Annotated in this window: 17 protein-coding genes; 9 read left to right on the top strand and 8 right to left on the bottom strand. The window is 59.2% G+C overall.

The annotated features are described in order from the left end of the window. The first annotated feature begins 38 nt into the window (after positions 1-38). Genes PR017_RS17655 through PR017_RS17640 form a run of 4 tightly spaced genes read left to right on the top strand, consistent with a single transcriptional unit; the run spans position 39 to position 3,849 of the window. Positions 39-1,067 (top strand): sulfate ABC transporter substrate-binding protein, encoded by a 1,029-nt coding sequence (locus PR017_RS17655; protein ID WP_111216353.1) that lies wholly within the window; start codon positions 39-41, stop codon positions 1,065-1,067. A gap of 6 nt (positions 1,068-1,073) precedes the next feature. Beyond that, a complete protein-coding gene (gene cysT / locus PR017_RS17650) occupies positions 1,074-1,931 on the top strand; it encodes a sulfate ABC transporter permease subunit CysT (RefSeq protein ID WP_111216351.1) in 858 nt (285 codons plus the stop codon). Then, on the top strand, positions 1,921-2,793 hold the full coding sequence (gene cysW / locus PR017_RS17645) for a sulfate ABC transporter permease subunit CysW (protein WP_111216349.1): 873 nt from the start codon (positions 1,921-1,923) through the stop codon (positions 2,791-2,793). The genes cysT and cysW overlap by 11 nt, the downstream gene beginning before the upstream one ends. 9 nt (positions 2,794-2,802) lie before the next feature. Continuing rightward, the gene (locus PR017_RS17640; RefSeq protein WP_111216347.1) at positions 2,803-3,849 is read left to right on the top strand and encodes a sulfate/molybdate ABC transporter ATP-binding protein; all 1,047 of its coding nucleotides are present in this window, start codon (positions 2,803-2,805) and stop codon (positions 3,847-3,849) included. 9 nt (positions 3,850-3,858) lie between these two features. On the opposite strand, the gene PR017_RS17635 is transcribed toward PR017_RS17640, so the two are convergent. Beyond that, complete coding sequence (locus PR017_RS17635) at positions 3,859-4,686, bottom strand: endonuclease/exonuclease/phosphatase family protein (RefSeq protein WP_111216345.1); 828 nt, start codon at positions 4,684-4,686, stop codon at positions 3,859-3,861. Between the two features lie 93 nt (positions 4,687-4,779). After that, positions 4,780-6,243 (bottom strand): phospholipase D-like domain-containing protein, encoded by a 1,464-nt coding sequence (locus PR017_RS17630; protein WP_111216343.1) that lies wholly within the window; start codon positions 6,241-6,243, stop codon positions 4,780-4,782. Positions 6,244-6,566: 323 nt separating this feature from the next. On the opposite strand from PR017_RS17630, the gene PR017_RS17625 reads away from it, so the two are divergent. The 3 genes from PR017_RS17625 (at position 6,567) to ku (PR017_RS17615) (ending at position 8,503) form a co-directional block, all read left to right on the top strand. Continuing rightward, positions 6,567-6,833, top strand: a complete 267-nt coding sequence (locus tag PR017_RS17625; protein WP_111216341.1) for a DUF2934 domain-containing protein — start codon at positions 6,567-6,569, stop codon at positions 6,831-6,833. Between the two features lie 108 nt (positions 6,834-6,941). Further along, complete coding sequence (locus PR017_RS17620; protein WP_111216338.1) at positions 6,942-7,673, top strand: glutathione S-transferase; 732 nt, start codon at positions 6,942-6,944, stop codon at positions 7,671-7,673. Positions 7,674-7,696: 23 nt separating this feature from the next. Beyond that, positions 7,697-8,503 carry a non-homologous end joining protein Ku gene (gene ku, locus PR017_RS17615; RefSeq protein ID WP_111216336.1) on the top strand — a complete coding sequence of 269 codons (807 nt, stop codon included), beginning with the start codon at positions 7,697-7,699 and terminating at the stop codon, positions 8,501-8,503. Between the two features lie 16 nt (positions 8,504-8,519). Here ku (PR017_RS17615) and ku (PR017_RS17610) read toward each other — a convergent pair whose 3' ends face one another. The 4 genes from ku (PR017_RS17610) to glgX all read right to left on the bottom strand — a co-directional run bounded on the left by ku (PR017_RS17610) (position 8,520) and on the right by glgX (position 12,892). Next, on the bottom strand, positions 8,520-9,353 hold the full coding sequence (ku, locus tag PR017_RS17610; protein WP_111216334.1) for a non-homologous end joining protein Ku: 834 nt from the start codon (positions 9,351-9,353) through the stop codon (positions 8,520-8,522). Between the two features lie 2 nt (positions 9,354-9,355). Then, positions 9,356-9,607, bottom strand: a complete 252-nt coding sequence (locus tag PR017_RS17605) for a hypothetical protein (RefSeq protein WP_111216332.1) — start codon at positions 9,605-9,607, stop codon at positions 9,356-9,358. Positions 9,608-9,679: 72 nt separating this feature from the next. After that, a complete protein-coding gene (locus PR017_RS17600; RefSeq protein WP_111216330.1) occupies positions 9,680-10,714 on the bottom strand; it encodes a DNA topoisomerase IB in 1,035 nt (344 codons plus the stop codon). Positions 10,715-10,726: 12 nt separating this feature from the next. Continuing rightward, positions 10,727-12,892, bottom strand: a complete 2,166-nt coding sequence (glgX, locus tag PR017_RS17595; RefSeq protein ID WP_111216328.1) for a glycogen debranching protein GlgX — start codon at positions 12,890-12,892, stop codon at positions 10,727-10,729. Between the two features lie 355 nt (positions 12,893-13,247). Between glgX and PR017_RS17590 the strand changes: the two genes are divergently transcribed. Next, positions 13,248-14,078 carry an MBL fold metallo-hydrolase gene (locus PR017_RS17590; RefSeq protein ID WP_111216326.1) on the top strand — a complete coding sequence of 277 codons (831 nt, stop codon included), beginning with the start codon at positions 13,248-13,250 and terminating at the stop codon, positions 14,076-14,078. On the opposite strand, the gene PR017_RS17585 is transcribed toward PR017_RS17590, so the two are convergent. Beyond that, the gene (locus PR017_RS17585; protein WP_111216324.1) at positions 14,075-14,818 is read right to left on the bottom strand and encodes a polysaccharide deacetylase family protein; all 744 of its coding nucleotides are present in this window, start codon (positions 14,816-14,818) and stop codon (positions 14,075-14,077) included. The two genes, PR017_RS17590 and PR017_RS17585, sit on opposite strands and share 4 nt — an antisense overlap. Beyond that, the gene (locus tag PR017_RS17580; RefSeq protein ID WP_111216322.1) at positions 14,808-15,902 is read right to left on the bottom strand and encodes a glycosyltransferase family 4 protein; all 1,095 of its coding nucleotides are present in this window, start codon (positions 15,900-15,902) and stop codon (positions 14,808-14,810) included. The genes PR017_RS17585 and PR017_RS17580 overlap by 11 nt, the downstream gene beginning before the upstream one ends. Positions 15,903-16,211: 309 nt before the next feature. On the opposite strand from PR017_RS17580, the gene PR017_RS17575 reads away from it, so the two are divergent. Beyond that, on the top strand, positions 16,212-17,858 hold the full coding sequence (locus PR017_RS17575; RefSeq protein ID WP_425070007.1) for an adenylate/guanylate cyclase domain-containing protein: 1,647 nt from the start codon (positions 16,212-16,214) through the stop codon (positions 17,856-17,858).

Raw genomic sequence — 17,858 nt, 5'->3', positions numbered from 1 at the left:
CAGATTGGTAGAGTTGATGCACAATCAGGGAGGTGTTCATGCAGACGCTACGGCTATCCAGACTTCTTGCCACCGCAGTGCTGATCGGCAGCTTTTCGCTCCCCGGACTGGCATCCGTGTTTGCAGCCGAACAGACGCTGCTCAACGTGTCCTACGACCCGACACGCGAACTTTACAAGGATTTCAACGCTGCCTTCGCTGCCAAGTGGAAAAAGGATACCGGAGAGACCGTCGAGCTCAAGGCTTCGCATGGTGGTTCCGGCGCCCAGGCTCGCTCCGTGATCGACGGGCTGAACGCAGATGTTGTAACGCTGGCGCTCGAAGGCGATATCGATGCGATCTCCAAGGCGACCAACAAGATCCCGGCGGACTGGAACACTAAGTTTCCCAACAAGAGCGTGCCCTACACCTCGACGATTGTCTTCCTCGTGCGCAAGGGCAACCCCAAGGCTATCAAGGACTGGCCCGACCTCATCAAGGACGGCGTCCAGGTAATCACTCCAAATCCGAAGACCTCGGGTGGCGCGCGCTGGAACATTCTTGCGGCCTATGCCTGGGCAAAAGAAGCCAATGGCGGCGATGATGCCAAGGCGGAGGAATACCTCTCGAAGCTCCTGAAGCATGTGCCGGTTCTCGACAGCGGCGCCCGTGGCGCGACGACGACATTCGTGCAACGCGGCCTTGGCGACGTCCTGCTGGCCTGGGAAAACGAAGCCTACCTGTCGCTTGAGGAACTCGGGCCGGACAAGTTCGAGATCGTCACACCTTCGATATCGATCCGGGCCGATCCGCCGGTTGCCGTTGTCGATGGCAATGTCGACAAGAAGGGCACGCGGAAGCTTGCCGAGGCTTATCTAAACTATCTCTATTCGGACGATGGACAAAAGATTGCGGCTGGGCATTATTACCGTCCGATCAAGCCTGCGGCCGCCGACCCGAAAGACATTGCCCGCTTCCCTAACCTCAAGCTCGCCTCGATCGACGATTTTGGCGGATGGAAGGTGGCGCAGCCTAAATTCTTCGCGGATGGTGGCATCTTCGACAAGATCTACAAGCCGGGACAGTAGGACTAGATGCAGGCACCAACCCGTAGGCGGTGGCAATTCAGGCAACCGAGCGTCATTCCAGGATTCGGAATGGCGCTCGGTTTTACCTTGATATGGCTTATCCTCATCGTTCTCATTCCGATTTCAGGCCTGCTGCTGAAGACGAGTTCGCTCGGCTGGGGAGCATTCTGGTCGATAGCGTCAGACCCTCGGGTTCTCGCGGCGTTGCGAATGAGCTTTGGCGGCGCCCTGGTCGCTGCTGTCGTCAATGCAATTTTCGGCGTCATTCTGGCCTGGGTGCTGGTCCGCTACAATTTCCCCGGAAAGCGGATCATCGATGCCGTCGTTGACCTGCCCTTCGCGCTGCCGACGGCCGTCGCCGGTATCGCGCTGACCACACTCTATTCGCCGAATGGCTGGATCGGCCAGTTTCTCTCGCCGCTCGGCATCAAGGTCGCCTTCACGCCTGTTGGCGTGGTGATCGCGCTGATTTTCGTCGGCCTGCCCTTCGTGGTGCGCACGGTACAGCCGATCATGGAAGAAATCGACCGCGAGGTCGAAGAGGCTGCAGCAACGCTCGGCGCTAACCGCTTCCAGACCATCACGCGGGTGCTGCTGCCGGGGCTGGCTCCTGCCGTGCTCACCGGCTTCGCGCTTTCCTTTGCACGCGCGGTCGGGGAGTATGGATCTGTGATCTTCATCGCCGGCAACCTGCCCTACGTGTCGGAAATTGCACCGTTGCTGATCGTCATCCGGCTCGAGGAATATAATTATGCCGCAGCGACGGGTATCGCCGCGATCATGCTGATCATTTCCTTCGTGATGCTGCTGGTGATCAACCTCATCCAGACCTGGAGCAGGCGGAGGTACGGCTATGGCGCATGATCCAATAGTGCCTCCTCATCAGGTGACCTCCGCCGTCACCGAGAGCCGGTTCGCGCGCTGGACGCTCATCGCAATCTCGCTGGTTTTCTTGGCGCTGATCCTGCTGCTACCGATGGCCGCCGTTTTCGTCGAAGCGTTTCGCAAGGGCGCTGGTGCATTTTTCGAGGCGCTGCAGGACGAGGAGACATTTTCCGCCATCAAGCTGACGCTTATTGTCGCGGCCATCAGCGTGCCGCTCAATCTGGTTTTCGGCGTGGGTGCGGCCTGGGCGATCGCAAAGTTCGAATTCAAGGGCAAGGCGTTCCTGACGACGCTCATCGACCTGCCCTTCTCGGTATCCCCGGTCATCGCCGGATTGGTCTTCGTATTGCTCTTCGGCTCCAACAGCCTGCTCGGCCCATGGCTTGAGGCAAACAATATCAAGATCCTTTTCGCGGTGCCGGGGCTCGTGCTGGCAACGATGTTCGTGACCTTTCCGTTTGTCGCCCGCGAACTGATCCCGCTGATGCAGGAACAGGGCACGGCCGATGAAGAGGCCGCCCTTTCGCTCGGTGCCAGCGGCTTCCAGACCTTCTGGTACGTGACGCTGCCCAATATCAAATGGGGACTGCTCTACGGCGTGCTGCTCTGCAACGCCCGCGCCATGGGCGAATTCGGCGCAGTCTCGGTGGTGTCAGGTCATATCCGCGGCGAGACCAACACAATGCCGCTGCAGATCGAGATCCTCTATAACGACTACAATTTCTCCGGCGCTTTCGCCGTGGCAACGCTGCTTGCGCTGCTCGCCCTGGTGACGCTTATTCTCAAGACGTTGCTGGAAATGCGCTTCAGCGAGGAAATCGCTGCGAGCCGGCGTCACTAAGGAAGACTGATGGAAGTTCGCGTTCTAAACATCCGCAAGGATTTCGGCCGCTTTCCGGCCCTGCACGACGTCACGCTGGACATCCGCTCCGGCGAGCTGATTGCGCTGCTCGGGCCCTCCGGCTCCGGCAAGACGACCTTGCTGCGGCTGATCGCCGGGTTGGAGACGCCGACGGAAGGCGAGATCTATTTCGGCAACGAAGACGCCTCGATGAAGACCGTGCAGCAGCGCAATATCGGCTTCGTCTTCCAGCACTATGCGCTGTTCCGCCACATGACGGTGCTCGACAATATTTCATTCGGACTCAAGGTGCGTCCCTCGGCGCGCCGCCCGGCGCGATCGGAGATCCGTCGGCGGGCGCTCGAACTGCTCGATCTGGTTCAGCTTTCCGGCCTCGAAAAACGCTATCCAGCACAGCTGTCCGGCGGCCAGCGGCAGCGCGTGGCGCTCGCCCGCGCCATGGCCGTCGAGCCCAACGTGCTTCTGCTCGACGAGCCCTTCGGGGCTCTCGATGCGCAGGTGCGCAAGGATCTGCGCAAATGGCTCCGGGAAATTCACGACCGGACGGGCCACACGACCGTCTTCGTGACCCACGACCAGGACGAGGCACTCGAGCTTGCGGACCGGGTCGTCGTCATGAGCCAGGGCGCCATCGAGCAGATCGGCACGCCCGACGATATCTACGACACCCCGAATTCGCCTTTCGTCTTTGGGTTCATCGGCCAGTCGAACTGCCTGAAGGTGCAGGTGACCGATGGCGAGATCTGGTTCGAGGATCGCCCGCTCGGACTGACGGCCGCAGGCGAGCCCGACGGTCCGGCCAATCTCTACTTTCGGCCTCACGACGTCGAACTGCGCGATGGATGCGGCGGCTGCATAGCGGGGCTGCTGACCGCAAGCCGGCGCGTTGCCGGCACGCGTCATATCGAAATCGATATCGGCGCCGATCATCCTCGGGTCGAGATCGAGCTGCCGCCGGAAAAAGTCGGCGAGCTCGACCGGAGCAGGATTGCCTTCAGGCCAACACGGTGGAAACTGTTTCGCGATAAGGTTTGACGCCGGCGATCAGACGCTTGCTGCGGCTATCGGCTCTGCCACCAACGTCGTCTTGATGGGCAGATGGTCGGAGGCCATGCGCGCCAAAGGGGTGTTATGGACCTCTATTGCCGAGATAAGGCCGCTCTTGTTAGCGATCATGCGATCAAGCGCAAGGATCGGCATATTGGCGGGGAAGCTCGGTACCGCAGCCGGCTGAGGACCGAACGCCGCGTGAAACGTGTGTAGCGATGAGCGGTTGCCCAGGCGCCATTCGTTGAGATCGCCGAGCAGAATGGTCGGCGTTTCATCGTCCCTGGTCATGATATCGACGAGGACACGCGCCTGCTGCGCGCGCGAGCGACGCAATAGGCCGAAATGGGCGGCTATGATGCGCAGGGCACTGCCGTTCGACAGCTCGATCTCCGCTACCAGCGCACCCCGGGGCTCGAGGCCTGGCAGCTTGATCTGATGGACGTCGCGGACCTTTCCCTGCTTGAACAGCACGACATTGCCATGCCAACCATGGGCCTTCGCGACCCCTTCGACCGGCACGGCGACCAACCCTGTCTCACGCTCGAGCCTGGAAAGATCGAGCAGGCCGGTGCGTTCGCCGAACCGGCTGTCGGCCTCCTGCAAAGCCATGATGTCGGCATCGATTTCCTGGATGACCCGCAGAATACGATCAGGATCGAAGCGTCGATCCGATCCGACGCATTTATGAACATTGTAGGAGGCAATCACAGTGCCTGGCATGCGTTCATGGTCGGTCGCATGGGCGTGCGCGCGATGGATCTTCCGGTTCCGGATGGAATGCAAAATGCTTCGACGCAGGCTTTGGTGGTTCTTGGTATGCATTTCACTCGACCAGCTTGCAGGCAACCGCGATGTCGCTTCTGCCGACTATAGGGCCGGCCGACGCGACTGCCAGTCCCCAATGCCCGTTTAGCGCTAAAGAAAAGGTGATCCGAGCCACAGAACCTTTTCCAGCAGCCGCACCAGGAACGGTCTCTTGCGCAATGCATGCTGCTCGACCTGCTCCGCAGTCGACAGGACTTCGCGGATGTGATCGCCGATCTTCTTCGCAAAACCCCGGTCGATGACCTCCATATCGACCTCGAAGTTCAGCCGCATCGAGCGAGGATCCAGATTGGACGAACCGACATAGGCCCAGACATCGTCGATCGACAGCAGCTTCGAATGATTGAAAGCGCCTTTCGCGCGCCAGATACGGCAGTAGTTCTTCAGCATCTGATCGAACTGCGCGGTCATTGCACGGTCGACAAGCACCAGATTATTGGCCGCAGGAACGACGATATCGACAGTGACGCCGCGTCTCGCCGCCGTGATCAGGGCGCTGATCAATTCGCGATCCGGCAGAAAGTAGGGTGACATGATCAGGATCGAGCTGCGGGCGACCGAAAAGGCTCCAATCAGCATCTTGTGGTTTGTCTCGAGGCTACGGTCTGGACCCGATGAAACGATGCGCATCAGGATCGGTGCATCCGGATCCCTCTGCTGCTCTGCCATTCGCCATTCATCGCCCTGCAGGATTTCCCCTGTGGCAAAACGCCAGTCTTCGGAAGCGGTGTGGAACAGGTCTGCGACGGCCGGACCGGTGACGCGGAAATGCGCATCGTGGGCGGCCTGTTCGCCGGCAAATTCTGTCGTGAAGCCCTTCCGGATGTTCATACCGCCGGTCAACGCTACGCGCCCGTCGACGATCAGGATCTTGCGGTGGGTTCTAAGGTTTGCATAGGGCAGCCGGAGGCCAATGATGACATTGCCGTTGAAGACGTCGACGGTAACCCCACCCTCCTTCAGGTGGCCCATGATGCTCGGCACCGAATAGCGGGCACCGACGGCGTCGATCAGCACGCGGACCGTGATCCCGCGCCGGACAGCAGCAATCAGCGCATCGGCAATCCTCAGCCCGATGGGATCGCGATCGAAAATGTAGGTTTCGAGGACGATGCTACGCTCCGCGGCATTGATTTCCTCCAGCATCGCCGGGTAGGCGACATCGCCGCCCTCCAGCATCTTGATGGAATTGCCACTGGTCATGGGATGGCGGGTGACGCGATCTCCCAGCACCTTCATCGCGCCAAAACGCTGCCCATAGGCAATCCGCAGCGCGTCGCTATCGGCTTCGAAGATTGCCAGTTCACTGCGCGTTTCCTGCCTGAAAAGCATGTCTCGCTGGGACGTCAGCGCCGCCCGCCGGATGCGGTTGATGCCCGCGACCGCGTATAGAAGCGCACCGACGATGGGAGACAGGACGATGAGAGCGACCCATCCGATGGCGGCACGCACATCTTCCTTCGTCATAGCGGCATGAATAGCCGCAGTTGCACCCATGGCAACCGACAGCACAAGGAGGATATGGGGCCAATAGGTAATGATAAGACTGAACATCGGGCGACTATAACGGTGCCGGGATTGTGCGCAATCGGAGGCTTGGGAGGAGCGGTGCGGAGAGAGGTGGTTTTGCACTGCAAAAAACGAGGGATCACGTTTTTGAATTGAAGAAGCAACATTGCCGGCTCATATTGATTTTGCGGCAATGCCGATGCGATCTGATGTCCGCGACGAGCGGATGTCTCCTGGTCCCACTTTTGCCCCAGTTTCGGCGGCGGCGTCCCGGCGCTGTAATCCGATAAAAAACCGATGTGACAGCGGAGCTGGAACTTTGCATTTCCCGAGAAGTTAGACTTCCCAAGCTGCTATGGAGACGAGCGATGACGGAATCCCGAGACGAATGGATCATGAAACGCGCATACGCACTCTGGGAGGAGGAAGGCTATCCAACAGGGCGAGATTCCCTCCACTGGGAACAGGCGACCAAGGAGCGGGCCGTCATGGAGACAACGGCGCCACATGGCCTTGCTGTGAAGCCGAAAGCAAAGACTAACGCTCCAAAGGCGCCCAAAGTTGCTGCGGAAACACCGGTGGCGGCCCTTTCGCCCAAGCGGTCGACCAAGAAGGATGCTTCCGCGAAGGCGTAGCACCGACCTCTCCAAAAATCATACGGTCATCCGCTCAGCGGCAGTCTGTCAGCGGGGTTCGATGGCTTGCGGCAGCAAACTCGACTACGCAATGGTGAAATCAAACCGATGACCTACGAATTATATTACTGGGACGGACTACAGGGCCGTGGCGAGTTCGTGCGCCTTGCGCTGGAAGAAGCCGGCGCTGAATACATCGATGTTGCTCGCGAAAGTTCCGGCGGGGGAACAAGTGTCATGCTGGAAATTATGAAGCGCGAAAAGCGTCCCCTTATCCCATTCTCACCGCCCTTTCTGAAGGATGGAGAGCTCTTCATATCGCATGTTGCCAATATCTTGCTCTATCTTGGGCCGAAGCTCGGGCTGGCGCCTGTGGGCGATACGCAACGTTTTGTCGCCAACGGCCTGCAGTCGACGATTACGGACCTTGTGTCAGAGGTACACGATACACACCATCCTCTTTCCACATCGAAATATTACGAGGATCAGAAGGAGGCGGCAAAGCTGCGCGCTGAAGCCTTCATCCAGGAACGCATTCCGAAGTACCTCGACTATTTCGAGCGTATCCTGAATGCGAACACATCCGGCCCCTCATACAGTGTCGGGCCATCGCTGAGCTATGTGGACCTATCGCTGTTTCAGGTCGTTGAAGGACTGACTTATGCGTTTCCGCGCGCCATGAAAGACTATGCACCTCGATATCCTTCACTGATCGCGCTTCGCGACGCCGTCGCAAAGAGACCGAACATTGCGCGTTACCTGCAATCCGAGAGGCGCCTCCCATTCAACGAAGATGGCATATTCAGGCACTATCCTGAATTGGATCAGGACGTCACGTAGTCGCAAAGACGAGGAGACAGACTTTGGCAAAGCAGCCTAGATACTGGAAGGGGTACTTGAAGCTCTCGCTGGTGACCTGCCAGGTATCGCTGACGCCGGCGACAACGGACAACGCCAAGATTCGCTTCAATGTGATCAATCGGAAAAGCGGAAACCGGCTGGAAAGTCACTATATCGATTCCGGGACCGGAAAGCCCGTCACCGACGATCAGCAGGTCAAGGGATACGAGCGCGGCGATGACGATTACGTCTTCCTCGAGGACGAGGAGATCGAGGCGGTCGCCCTGGAAAGCAATCGCGCGATCAGTATCGACACGTTCGTGCCGAAGAATTCCATCGACTGGATCTATTACGACGCTCCACATTTCCTGGCGCCTGAGGACAAGGTGGGCATGGAAGCCTTCTGCGTCATTCGGGAGGCCATGAAGGCAAGCGGCGTGGTCGGGATCGCGCGACTGGTGTTGAACAGGCGCGAACGCGCGGTGTTGCTGGAGCCTAGCGGCAACGGCATCATCCTTTGGACGTTGCGCTACGGCGACGAGGTACGTGAGCCGGAAAAATCCTTTGCGGTGGCAGAAAAGCCGGAAGCAGAAGCGCTGGCCCTGATGAAGACGTTGATAGAAAAACGCAAGGTGGATTGGTCTGCCGAGCTGACGCTGGATCCTGTTCAGGACAAGCTCGCAGCTTTGATCATGGCCAAAAAGAAGGGGCGCAGCAAGAAGCCGGCAGCTGCTCGCAAAGAAGCTCCCGCCACATCGGGCAATGTCATCAATATCATGGATGCGCTGAAGAAGAGCATTGAAGCCAACCAGAAGACCAAGGGGAAATAGCGCGGTCACGAACTGGTTAGCCGGCTTTCTTTGCCTGCACCGGTGTCTTCTTTGTCTTTGTCACGCGCTTCGGCTTTACCATGCCCGCGCTCTCGCGCAAGGCCTGCATAAGGTCGACGACCTTTTCTTCCTTCACCGGCCGCTTCTTCGGCAGAGGCTTGCCCTCCACCTTCGCCTTGACCAGTTCCACCAATGCCTCCTCATATCGGTCGTCAAAGGCCGAGGCGTCGAAGGTGCCCTTCTTGGTATCGATGATATGGCTTGCCAACTCCAGCATTTCGCCTGTCACCTCGAGCTCGGGTATATCCTCGAAGGCATCGGCCTCGGAACGGACCTCGTAGTCGAAATTGAGCATTGTGGCGACGAGACCCTTTTCATAGGGTCGGACCAGCAACGTCCGGTACCGACGGAAAAGAACAGCGTGGGCGAGAGCGGCAACTTTTTCCCGGTTCATCGCTTCGATCACCAGCGCCAGGACCTCGCGATCATCGTCGCCGACCGGCATCAGGAAATAGGGTCGGTCGAAATAGAGCCGGTCGATCTCGTCCCAGGCGATAAAGCTTTCGATCGACAGGACCTTGTCGCTTTCGGGGACTATCGAGGCAAGCTCGTCGCCTTCCATGACGAGGTACTCACCATCGTCCAGCAGGTAGCCTTTGACCTGATCGTCGCGTTCCACGGGCTTGCCGGTCTCGCTGTCGACGAACTGGCGCTCGACGCGATTGCCCGTCTTGCGATTGATGATGTGGAATGAAAGACGTTCGGAGGACGATACTGCAGTGTAGAGCCCTACCGAGCAACTTAGTGCGCCGATGGTCAACTGCCCCTTCCAGCTTGCTCGTGCTGTCATGATCAGTGCCCACGACGACGGTTGTCTAAAGCGACGATCTTTTCGACGGCAGCCAGTTCATCACTGCTGACAGCGGGCACAGCGTCGCCCGCGACCGCCTCAAGTACCTCGCTCGACAAGGTGCCGTTATGGATGAGCCATTCAAGCGCCTCGCGGGTTTCACGTTCTGCCTTCAGCTGCGCGTAGAGTGCAACGATAAGACGGTCGCGGGGATCCGACTGCCTGGAGGCCTTGGTATCTTGCACGCTCGTCATCCCCACCTCCATAAAGCATCGTTCCGGTTGCAACTGCTGCAGGGGCAAATGGTTCCTGGAGCCGAGGCCTAACTATGCAGATGGACTGCTCTGTTCACTGCGCCTGATCAGAAAATCGAGCAATCGGTTTTCGTCAGCCCGAAGACCGCGCAGCGGTTCGACGAGGGGCGCAAAGACCTCTTCGTCGAGGGAATGCTGCTTGTCTGCAAGCGCAATGATCGAAGGATGTATGTAGCTCGAACGCGAAATTGCCGGCGTGTTGTGAAGCACCTCGGCCGATGCTTCGGACATTTCCTTGACCGTCGGCCGTATGCCTTTTTCCAGCGCGTTGCGGGCGGAAGTGAAGGCGGCGAGCGAGCCGCCCCAGGTTCGAAACGTCTTTGCCGAGACTGAAAGGCCGGAGATTTCCCCGAGGTAGAGATTGAGGCGGCCCGAATCCACCGGCCGCAGCAATCCGTGTTCGTCTTTCCAGGCAAACAGCTGGCGACCGGGAAGATCGGCAATCTCTTCCAGCATCCTTTGCAGACGCGGATGTTTCAGGCTCCGCTGCACCCTCTTGCCACCCTTGGCGATGAACCGAAGCTCGATACGCCCGCCATTGAGTTTAAGATGGCGTTTCAGCAGGGTGGTGGCGCCATAGGTACCGTTTTCGCGCGCATAGCTCTGGTTGCCAACGCGCAGGTGCGCCTCGTCCAGCAACGTGGCCAACGCGGCCAGGACGCCATGGATGTCATCCATACCACCATCGAGGTGACGCAGAACGGCGCGGCGCATTTTCGGCAACGCCTGACCGAACTCGATAAGCTGGTGGAATTTCTCCACGCTCCGGTGCGACTGCCACTCCTTGTGATAGCGGTATTGCTTGCGTCCGCGCGCGTCCATGCCGGTTGCCTGCAGGTGGCCGTTTTCCTGCAGGCAGATCCAGACATTGTCATAGGCGGGCGGAAGACCGAGCGACGCGATCCGCTTGCGATGGACCGCGTCGTTGAGCACGCTGCCGTCCGGTAGCTTGTAGGAAAAGCCTGTGCCTCTTCGATGGCGGCGAATACCAGGTTCGCTGTCGTTCACATACACAAGACCAAGATCTGTGATCGATATTTCGCTCATCGAAGCTGCCTGCTATTTCCTGTCGGGTTGAGCCTGACGACCAAAGTGGAACCAACGCTTGCGCTCGGCAGTCTTCGGCTGATCTGGCTCATCGGCTTTCGGTGCGAATACCGCGACACTGGCGGCGTAGACGACAACCGTGTTTTCGACCTCATGAGTTGTGAAGGTTTCTTCCGTGCCAGTGTCTACAACGCGGCACCATTTTTCACCTTCTCCCAATTCAGGAAGATGGAATTCACTGTCGCCGCCGGCGTTGAACACCATGAACAGGTCGTCGAGGACTTCGCTGTCCGTGGCGTGAACACTCTTGCCGATGTAGACGCCCAAGACTCGCAATTCGCCATCATCCCAGGCGCCGTCGTCCATCTGGTTGCCGTCGGGCTTGAACCAGGCGATCTCAGCGCGACCGTCTTCCGACGTGTCGCCGGTCAGAAAGCGCTCCTGGCGAAGGACGGGATGAGCCTTCCTGAAGGCGACTGCTTTCTGGCAGAATTCAAGGAAGGGATCTTTCAGGCCGTTCCAGTCCGTCCAGCCGATCTCGTTGTCCTGGCAATAGGCGTTGTTGTTGCCTCCCTGACTGTTGCCGACTTCATCGCCGCCGACAATCATCGGCACGCCCTGGCTCAGCATCAGCGTCATGATCATGTTGCGACGGCGACGGGCCCGGGCAGCGTTGATCTCCGGATCGTCTGTCGCGCCTTCCACGCCCATGTTGTCCGAGTGATTGTCGGAATGGCCGTCATTATTGTTTTCGCCGTTGGCCTCATTGTGCTTCTCGTTGAAGGACACGGTGTCCATCAATGTGAAGCCGTCATGGGCGCTCAGCAGATTAATAGACGTGGTGGCGCCACGATCTGAGTGGTTGAACTGCCGTGCCGAGCCAGCGAGACGCGTGGCAAGCTTTGAAATCTGGCCGCCCTCGCCTGTCCAGTAGGTCCGGACGGTGTCGCGGAACTTATCGTTCCATTCGCGGAAGGGATAGGGAAAGCCGCCAACCTGATAACCGCCCTCGCCGATGTCCCACGGCTCGGCAATCAGCTTGACGCCGGCCAGGACCGGATCCTGGCGAATGGCGTCGAAAAAGCCGCCCTGGCGGTCGAAATCCATTTCCTCGCGGCCGAGCGTGCTCGCCAGATCGAAGCGGAAACCGTCGATGTGCATAACGCCGACCCAATAACGAAGGCTGTCGAGCACCATACGCAGCACCATCGGATGCGACACGTTGAGGGTATTGCCGGTGCCTGTGGTATCGAAGGTGTGGCGCTGATCGTCCGGCGACAGGCGATAGTAGCTCTGGTTGTCCAGCCCCCTGAAGCTCATTGTCGGTCCACGTTCGGAACCCTCGGCAGTATGATTGTAGACGACGTCCATGATCACTTCGATGCCGGCAGCGTGGAACTTTCGCACCATCGTCTTGATTTCGGTGATCTTGTTGCTCGACATGAAGCGGTTCATCGGCGCGAAGAAGCCGAGCGTCTGGTAGCCCCAGTAGTTGCGGAGATTCTTTTCCTCCAGGTACCGGTCATCGACAAAGGACTGGATAGGCAGGAGCTCAATGGCGGAGATGCCAAGCTTGGTCAGGTGCTCGATGATTGGATCGCTGCACATGCCGAGAAAGGTGCCGCGCAGGTCGTCGGGAACGTCCGGGTGGGTCATCGTCATCCCGCGGACATGGGCTTCGTAGATGACGGTTTCGGTCCAGGGGCGGCGGATTGCCTTATCCCCGTCCCAATCGAAATCCGGATCCTGAACAACGCCCTTGACCATGAACGGACCGCTGTCGCGCTCATCGAACGAGAGATCGCCGTCCTCTGCGCCAATCGTATATCCGTAGAGCGCATCATCCCACTTGATTTCGCCGATGATCTGCTTGGCGTAGGGATCAAGAAGAAGCTTGTTAGGGTTGAAGCGATGACCGTTGGCGGGATCATAGGGGCCGTGCGCGCGATAGCCGTAGACTGTGCCCGGACCGAGGCCTGCGATGTATCCCGACCAGATATCGCCTTCGCGCTTTGGTAGAGCCATGCGGGCTGTCTCTGTCTTGCCGTCTTCCGTGTAGAGGCAAAGTTCAATCTTCTCGGCATTGGCCGAAAACACCGCAAAATGCGTTCCGGCGCCGGTGTATTCGGCGCCGAGTTCCGGCTTCATAAAGTCCAGTTCCGAGAATGAAAAACTCATAAGGATATGTCCGTTCTTGGGTTGGTTGTCAGATCAGGCGAACGCGCCCATCGCGTTGTCGAGCACAGGCGCCATGGCATTATGCGATGGAATATCGACAAGGAGATGATGCACCGTTTGCAAAATTTCTGGATCGGCAGGCGTTATGATGCCGAGAATTGAAACGTTAAGACGATGCTTAGGTTCCCGTGAAATCGCACAAAGCTGTCGTTAAGCGTGGGCGTCGAAGGTCGACGCCGGGTCTTTGGTGATTTGGTTTTCGCCTGCAGGGAACTTTTATGGAAATTGCTGGCTTCGCATGAAGGAAAAAGTGTGGTTACGTTGTCGGCAATGGGGAATTGGTATAAAAACGAGCATGAAAAGCGATCTGCTTGAACTCAAATTCTGGGGCGTCCGGGGAAGTATCCCGGTTTCCGGCCCGGAATTCGAGCGTTACGGCGGCAACACGTCCTGCATCGAAATCAAATTTGGCGACAGGCATCTGCTGTTCGACGCTGGAACAGGCGTGCGCGAAGCGTCGGCTGCGTTGCGCCAAGGCGGTGTCACGGACATCGACCTGTTTTTCACCCATTCCCACTACGACCACATTATCGGCCTGCCGTTCTTTGAGCCCATCTACAATCCGAACGTCACCGTAAACCTGTGGTCGGGACATCTCGCCGGCAAAACGACCACGAGAGGCATGATCGACCAGTTCATGCGGCCGCCATGGTTTCCAGTCGAGCCTGATATCTGCCGGGCGACACTCGGCTTTCGCGATTTCAAACCCGGCGATGTGATCGAGCCCCATGCAGGGATCGTCATCCACACCGCGCTGCTCAATCATCCAGGCGGTGCCGTCGGCTACCGCATAGAATGGGCCGGCCGGGTCATCGCCCTTGTCTACGACACCGAGCACCGTGACGACCAGATCAACGAAGCGGCTCTGGCCCTGATGCAGGGAGCCGATCTGGTGGTCTACGACACGACCTATACCGAACCGGAAATGACGAAATATCGCGGGTTCGGCCATTCGACCTGGGAAGAAGGCGTCAAGCTCGCAAAGATGGCCGGTGTCGAGCGCATGGCCCTCTTTCATCACGCTCCATCGCGTACGGACGATGAACTGGACGCCATGCAGGCAAAAGCTCGCGAACGGCTGCCCGGCGCATTTGCCGCTTTCGATGGCCAGACGGTGGCTGTTTAATCCAATAGATCGCGCAGCGGATGCCAGCGCGCGTCGCTTGTAGCTGTAACTTCGAACAGCTTTTCCATGAAATCCCAACAGGCTTCGTCGTGCACGAGATGATGGGTCAGAATTCCGATCGGCTCGTCGCTGCCATCCATGCGACGTTCGAGTTCGGCGACTAGTAGATCCACGAGTGCGGAATGCGGGCGGCATATGCCTGCTGACCAATCCATGATGTCGACATGGGTATTGATCAATTCGATAGGGCTGGCGATGTCTGCCTTGCCATAGACGGATGCGGCGCGAAATCCGAGGGGCTTTAGTTCGGGCAGCAGTGTCTTGTCGATCCGGTTCCATGGCGGGACGAGCACTGGATCGAGCCGGGTGGCATGGAGCGCTCGGAGTTTGGCCAAACCGTCACCGAGCTCCCCAAGCACCACGGCGGGCGGGCGATCCGACCCCAGTTCGCACTTCTTGCCACCGCTGCCGGCATGGTTTTCGTGGGCCCAGCCGTGAACGGTCACGGCGGCGTGGGTCTCGCCCTCCAACCTGTCTGCTAGCGGCTGGCCGGTGAAGGTGGGGATGACGGCAAGGCTTATCGGCACCGAGGCATGCCTTGTCATGTCCAGCAGGCGCTCGAGGGCGGGCGTCGGTTCGATAGCATCGTCATCGCGCAGCCAGAGCCGAACGCCGCGATTGGCGTCGGACAGCCTCTCGAGCACGTTGCCCAATTTTTTCCAGTGCCGCTCATCGCGCATATCGTTCTCCCAGATGCTGCTGCAAAAGCGCGTCCAGCCGCATCGATGCAGCCTCCAGCGACCGTTCGGCAAAAATGAATTGACGCGCGGCGCCCCCCGTCTCCCGACTGCGCTGGGGATTGTCGAGAAGCTCGGCAATCGCTGCCCCAAATGCCTCTAAATCGCCATCCGGCGCCAGGATGCCCGTTTTGCCGTTCACGACGACTTCCGGAACACCGGCCGTTGCCTGGGCAACGACGGGAAGGCCAGCTGCCTGGGCTTCGAGATAGGCGAGACCATAGGCCTCGCCGCACCCCGGCCAGACATAGACGCCACCGCGCGAAAGCTCGACGGCGAGTTCGTCGGGGCTTTTCTGGCCGAGCCAATCGATGCGCCGGTCTCCGAACGTTTCGAACATTGCCTCGACGTCCGGACGTTTGGGGCCATCGCCAATGATCGTCAGCGTCCAGTCTTTCTCGCGAATCAAATCGAGAGAGCGCGCCAGCATCGCGTAGCTGTCGAGTTTGTCGCCATCGCGCATCATCGCGACAGTTATCAGCCGGCGCGGCGCCTTTTCCGCAGGCGCCTGAAACAGCGCGGGGTCGATGAACGGCGGGAGATGAGCGTAAACACCCTCAGGGATGGCTTCCATCAGCCCCCGCCGGTCGCGCTCGGTGAAGCAAAAGTTGACGGCGGCCTGTCGTACGGCATCGGCAACCAAGCACTGGTTTTCGCGCCAGCCCTGTTTATCCCGACGCCCGGAATAGGAGGCTTCGGCGGTGACATAGGGGATACCGAACACACGTGCGACGGTCGGACCGATCTGGTCCGGCGTCTTGTAATAAGGGTGGTAGGTGAACCAGAGCTCTGGCCTGGTAGACGTCGGCATTGCCAGCAGGCGCGCGATCTCCTCGCCTGCCCTTGTCGTCATTTGCGCGCGCAAATCAGGATCCGGAGTTGCCGTGAAGCTGCGCAGTTCGGATACAACCTCGACGCTGTGGCCTGCCATTTCGAGCGCTGCGATCAACTGCCTTGCCATCAGGCGGTCGCCAGAGGGGACGGCATGGTGGGGCGATTTTAGCGGCGCATAGAAGGCAATTTTCATGGCATCGCCGGTTTGTTGGCGTTTCCCCGGTCGCGTTGCCGTCGAACGGCGTGGAAAACCCATAAAGCCTTCGTGAACGACAGGGTGAAGCAACCTTGTATTGCGGGGTGATCCTCGACAGCTTGCCGGTTATTCGCTAGATAAACCATAGACAAATCTGGCATGTCGATATTCATGGCCGGTTTTGGTTAGCCTATCCGAGCGCATTTGTGAACAGCCATCCAGAGGCGGATTGAAACCATAGCGGCGCGACATACCCTGCTTTCCGACCGATCCATCCGGAGAGCCAGACTGGGCTCGGGTCTGGTCGTGTTCCTGTTCGTGCTGATGCATATCAGCAACCATGCGCTCGGGCTGATTTCAGTCCATGCCGCGGAAAAAGGTCGCCTCATCTTCCTGCTGATATGGCGCAATCCCATCGGCACCGGCCTTTTCTACGGTGCGGTCGTCATCCATGTCCTTCTGGTGTTCCGGGCGCTGTATCTCCGCAGGACGCTCCGGATGCCTATCGGCGAGGCATTCCAGATTATCACCGGGTTGCTGGTGCCGCTGCTACTGATCGACCACGTTGTCGCCACCCGGGTCGTCTACAGTCTCTACGGCTTTGCCGACACCTACCACTCAACTGTACGGTCGCTTTGGGTCAACTCGCCCTATGTCGGCGCGCGACAGGCAATCGCGCTGGTCGTCGTCTGGGTGCATGGATGCATCGGGCTGCATTTCTGGCTGCGATATCGCTCATGGTATAGCCGCCTCGCACCTGCGCTGCTTGCGTTTGCCATCCTACTGCCAGTGCTGGGTTTGCTGGGGTTTGCGGCGATGGGCCGCAATATCGCCTACCAGATCGCCCATGAAGTCCCCAATGGCTATCCAGGCGGCTACTATGGAGCCAGGGAGGCTGCGAGCGTCGCAGGCCCAGCACCCCGCGGCGTGTCGGAGGCGCTTGTCCCATACCGCTTAGCGCTCTACGGAATCCTTGCTGTCTCGATCGTTGGACTGTTCCTGCTGCGGGCCAGACGTCGGTGGAGCGAGCGGGCGCACCAGATTACCATTCGCTATCCCGGCGGAGAGACCATCGAGGTTCCGCGTGGCTTTACCGTGCTCGAAGCCAGTCGCCTCGGGGGCATTCCGCATTATTCGATCTGTGGCGGCAAGGGGCAATGTTCGACCTGCCGCGTCCAGGTGATCGAAGGTGGCAAAAACCTGCCGCCGCCTGATTCCCTTGAGCAGAAAACCCTGACCAGGATTGGTGCCGCACCTGAGGTCAGGCTCGCCTGCCAGCTGCGCCCGCCCCATAACGTCACCGTCGTGCCGATGCTGGTGCCTCTCGCCGAGACGGCCATTCCCACCTTCAGCCAGGCGGCAAGCCCGGGCCGGGAGCGCGAGATCGTCGTTTTATTCTGCGACATCCGCCATTTCACAACGCTCACCGAATCGCGCCTGCCGTTCGACATCGTGTTCCTGCTCAACCGCTATTTCTCCATTGTCGGGCGCGTCATCGAGGAGCAAGGCGGCCGTATCGACAAGTTCATCGGCGATGGCGTGATGGCGCTGTTCGGGCTTGGTACTACGCCGGAAGTTGCCTGCCGGCAGGCGCTGAAGGCTGCGGCTGCGATTGTCGTCGAGATCGACAAGCTGGCGGCGGAACTGGCGGATGAACTCTCCAAGCCCCTGCAGATCGCCATCGGCATCCACACCGGGAGAGCCGTTGTCGGATCGATGGGCTATGGCAACGTGAAGGCGCTGACGGCAATCGGCGATACGGTCAACGTCGCAAGCAGGCTCGAGAGCGCTGCGAAGGAGTTCGAGACCGCGCTTGTATTCTCGGAGCCGGTCGCGCTGCTCTCCGGCGTCGACACTGCGGGCATCGAGAGCCGCGAGATCGCCGTGCGAGGTCGCGCGCAGCCTCTGCAGGTTTATATCGTGCCGAAGAGCGAGAGCCGCCGCTTTGCATGA

Origin of the sequence: Rhizobium tumorigenes, assembly GCF_003240565.2 — a bacterium.
GTDB lineage: Bacteria > Pseudomonadota > Alphaproteobacteria > Rhizobiales > Rhizobiaceae > Rhizobium > Rhizobium tumorigenes.
The sequence above is the reverse complement of the archived record's forward strand: the minus strand, read 5'-3'. Positions and strand labels throughout refer to the sequence as shown.

Bases quoted from the DNA above. Each gene is read 5' to 3' on its own strand.
- PR017_RS17655 (WP_111216353.1), top strand. From the start codon at position 39: ATGCAGACGCTACGGCTATCCAGACTTCTTGCCACCGCAGTGCTGATC.
- cysT (WP_111216351.1), top strand. From the start codon at position 1,074: ATGCAGGCACCAACCCGTAGGCGGTGGCAATTCAGGCAACCGAGCGTC.
- cysW (WP_111216349.1), top strand. From the start codon at position 1,921: ATGGCGCATGATCCAATAGTGCCTCCTCATCAGGTGACCTCCGCCGTC.
- PR017_RS17640 (WP_111216347.1), top strand. From the start codon at position 2,803: ATGGAAGTTCGCGTTCTAAACATCCGCAAGGATTTCGGCCGCTTTCCG.
- PR017_RS17635 (WP_111216345.1), bottom strand. From the start codon at position 4,686: ATGCATACCAAGAACCACCAAAGCCTGCGTCGAAGCATTTTGCATTCC.
- PR017_RS17630 (WP_111216343.1), bottom strand. From the start codon at position 6,243: ATGTTCAGTCTTATCATTACCTATTGGCCCCATATCCTCCTTGTGCTG.
- PR017_RS17625 (WP_111216341.1), top strand. From the start codon at position 6,567: ATGACGGAATCCCGAGACGAATGGATCATGAAACGCGCATACGCACTC.
- PR017_RS17620 (WP_111216338.1), top strand. From the start codon at position 6,942: ATGACCTACGAATTATATTACTGGGACGGACTACAGGGCCGTGGCGAG.
- ku (WP_111216334.1), bottom strand. From the start codon at position 9,353: ATGACAGCACGAGCAAGCTGGAAGGGGCAGTTGACCATCGGCGCACTA.
- PR017_RS17605 (WP_111216332.1), bottom strand. From the start codon at position 9,607: ATGACGAGCGTGCAAGATACCAAGGCCTCCAGGCAGTCGGATCCCCGC.
- PR017_RS17600 (WP_111216330.1), bottom strand. From the start codon at position 10,714: ATGAGCGAAATATCGATCACAGATCTTGGTCTTGTGTATGTGAACGAC.
- glgX (WP_111216328.1), bottom strand. From the start codon at position 12,892: ATGAGTTTTTCATTCTCGGAACTGGACTTTATGAAGCCGGAACTCGGC.
- PR017_RS17590 (WP_111216326.1), top strand. From the start codon at position 13,248: ATGAAAAGCGATCTGCTTGAACTCAAATTCTGGGGCGTCCGGGGAAGT.
- PR017_RS17585 (WP_111216324.1), bottom strand. From the start codon at position 14,818: ATGCGCGATGAGCGGCACTGGAAAAAATTGGGCAACGTGCTCGAGAGG.
- PR017_RS17580 (WP_111216322.1), bottom strand. From the start codon at position 15,902: ATGAAAATTGCCTTCTATGCGCCGCTAAAATCGCCCCACCATGCCGTC.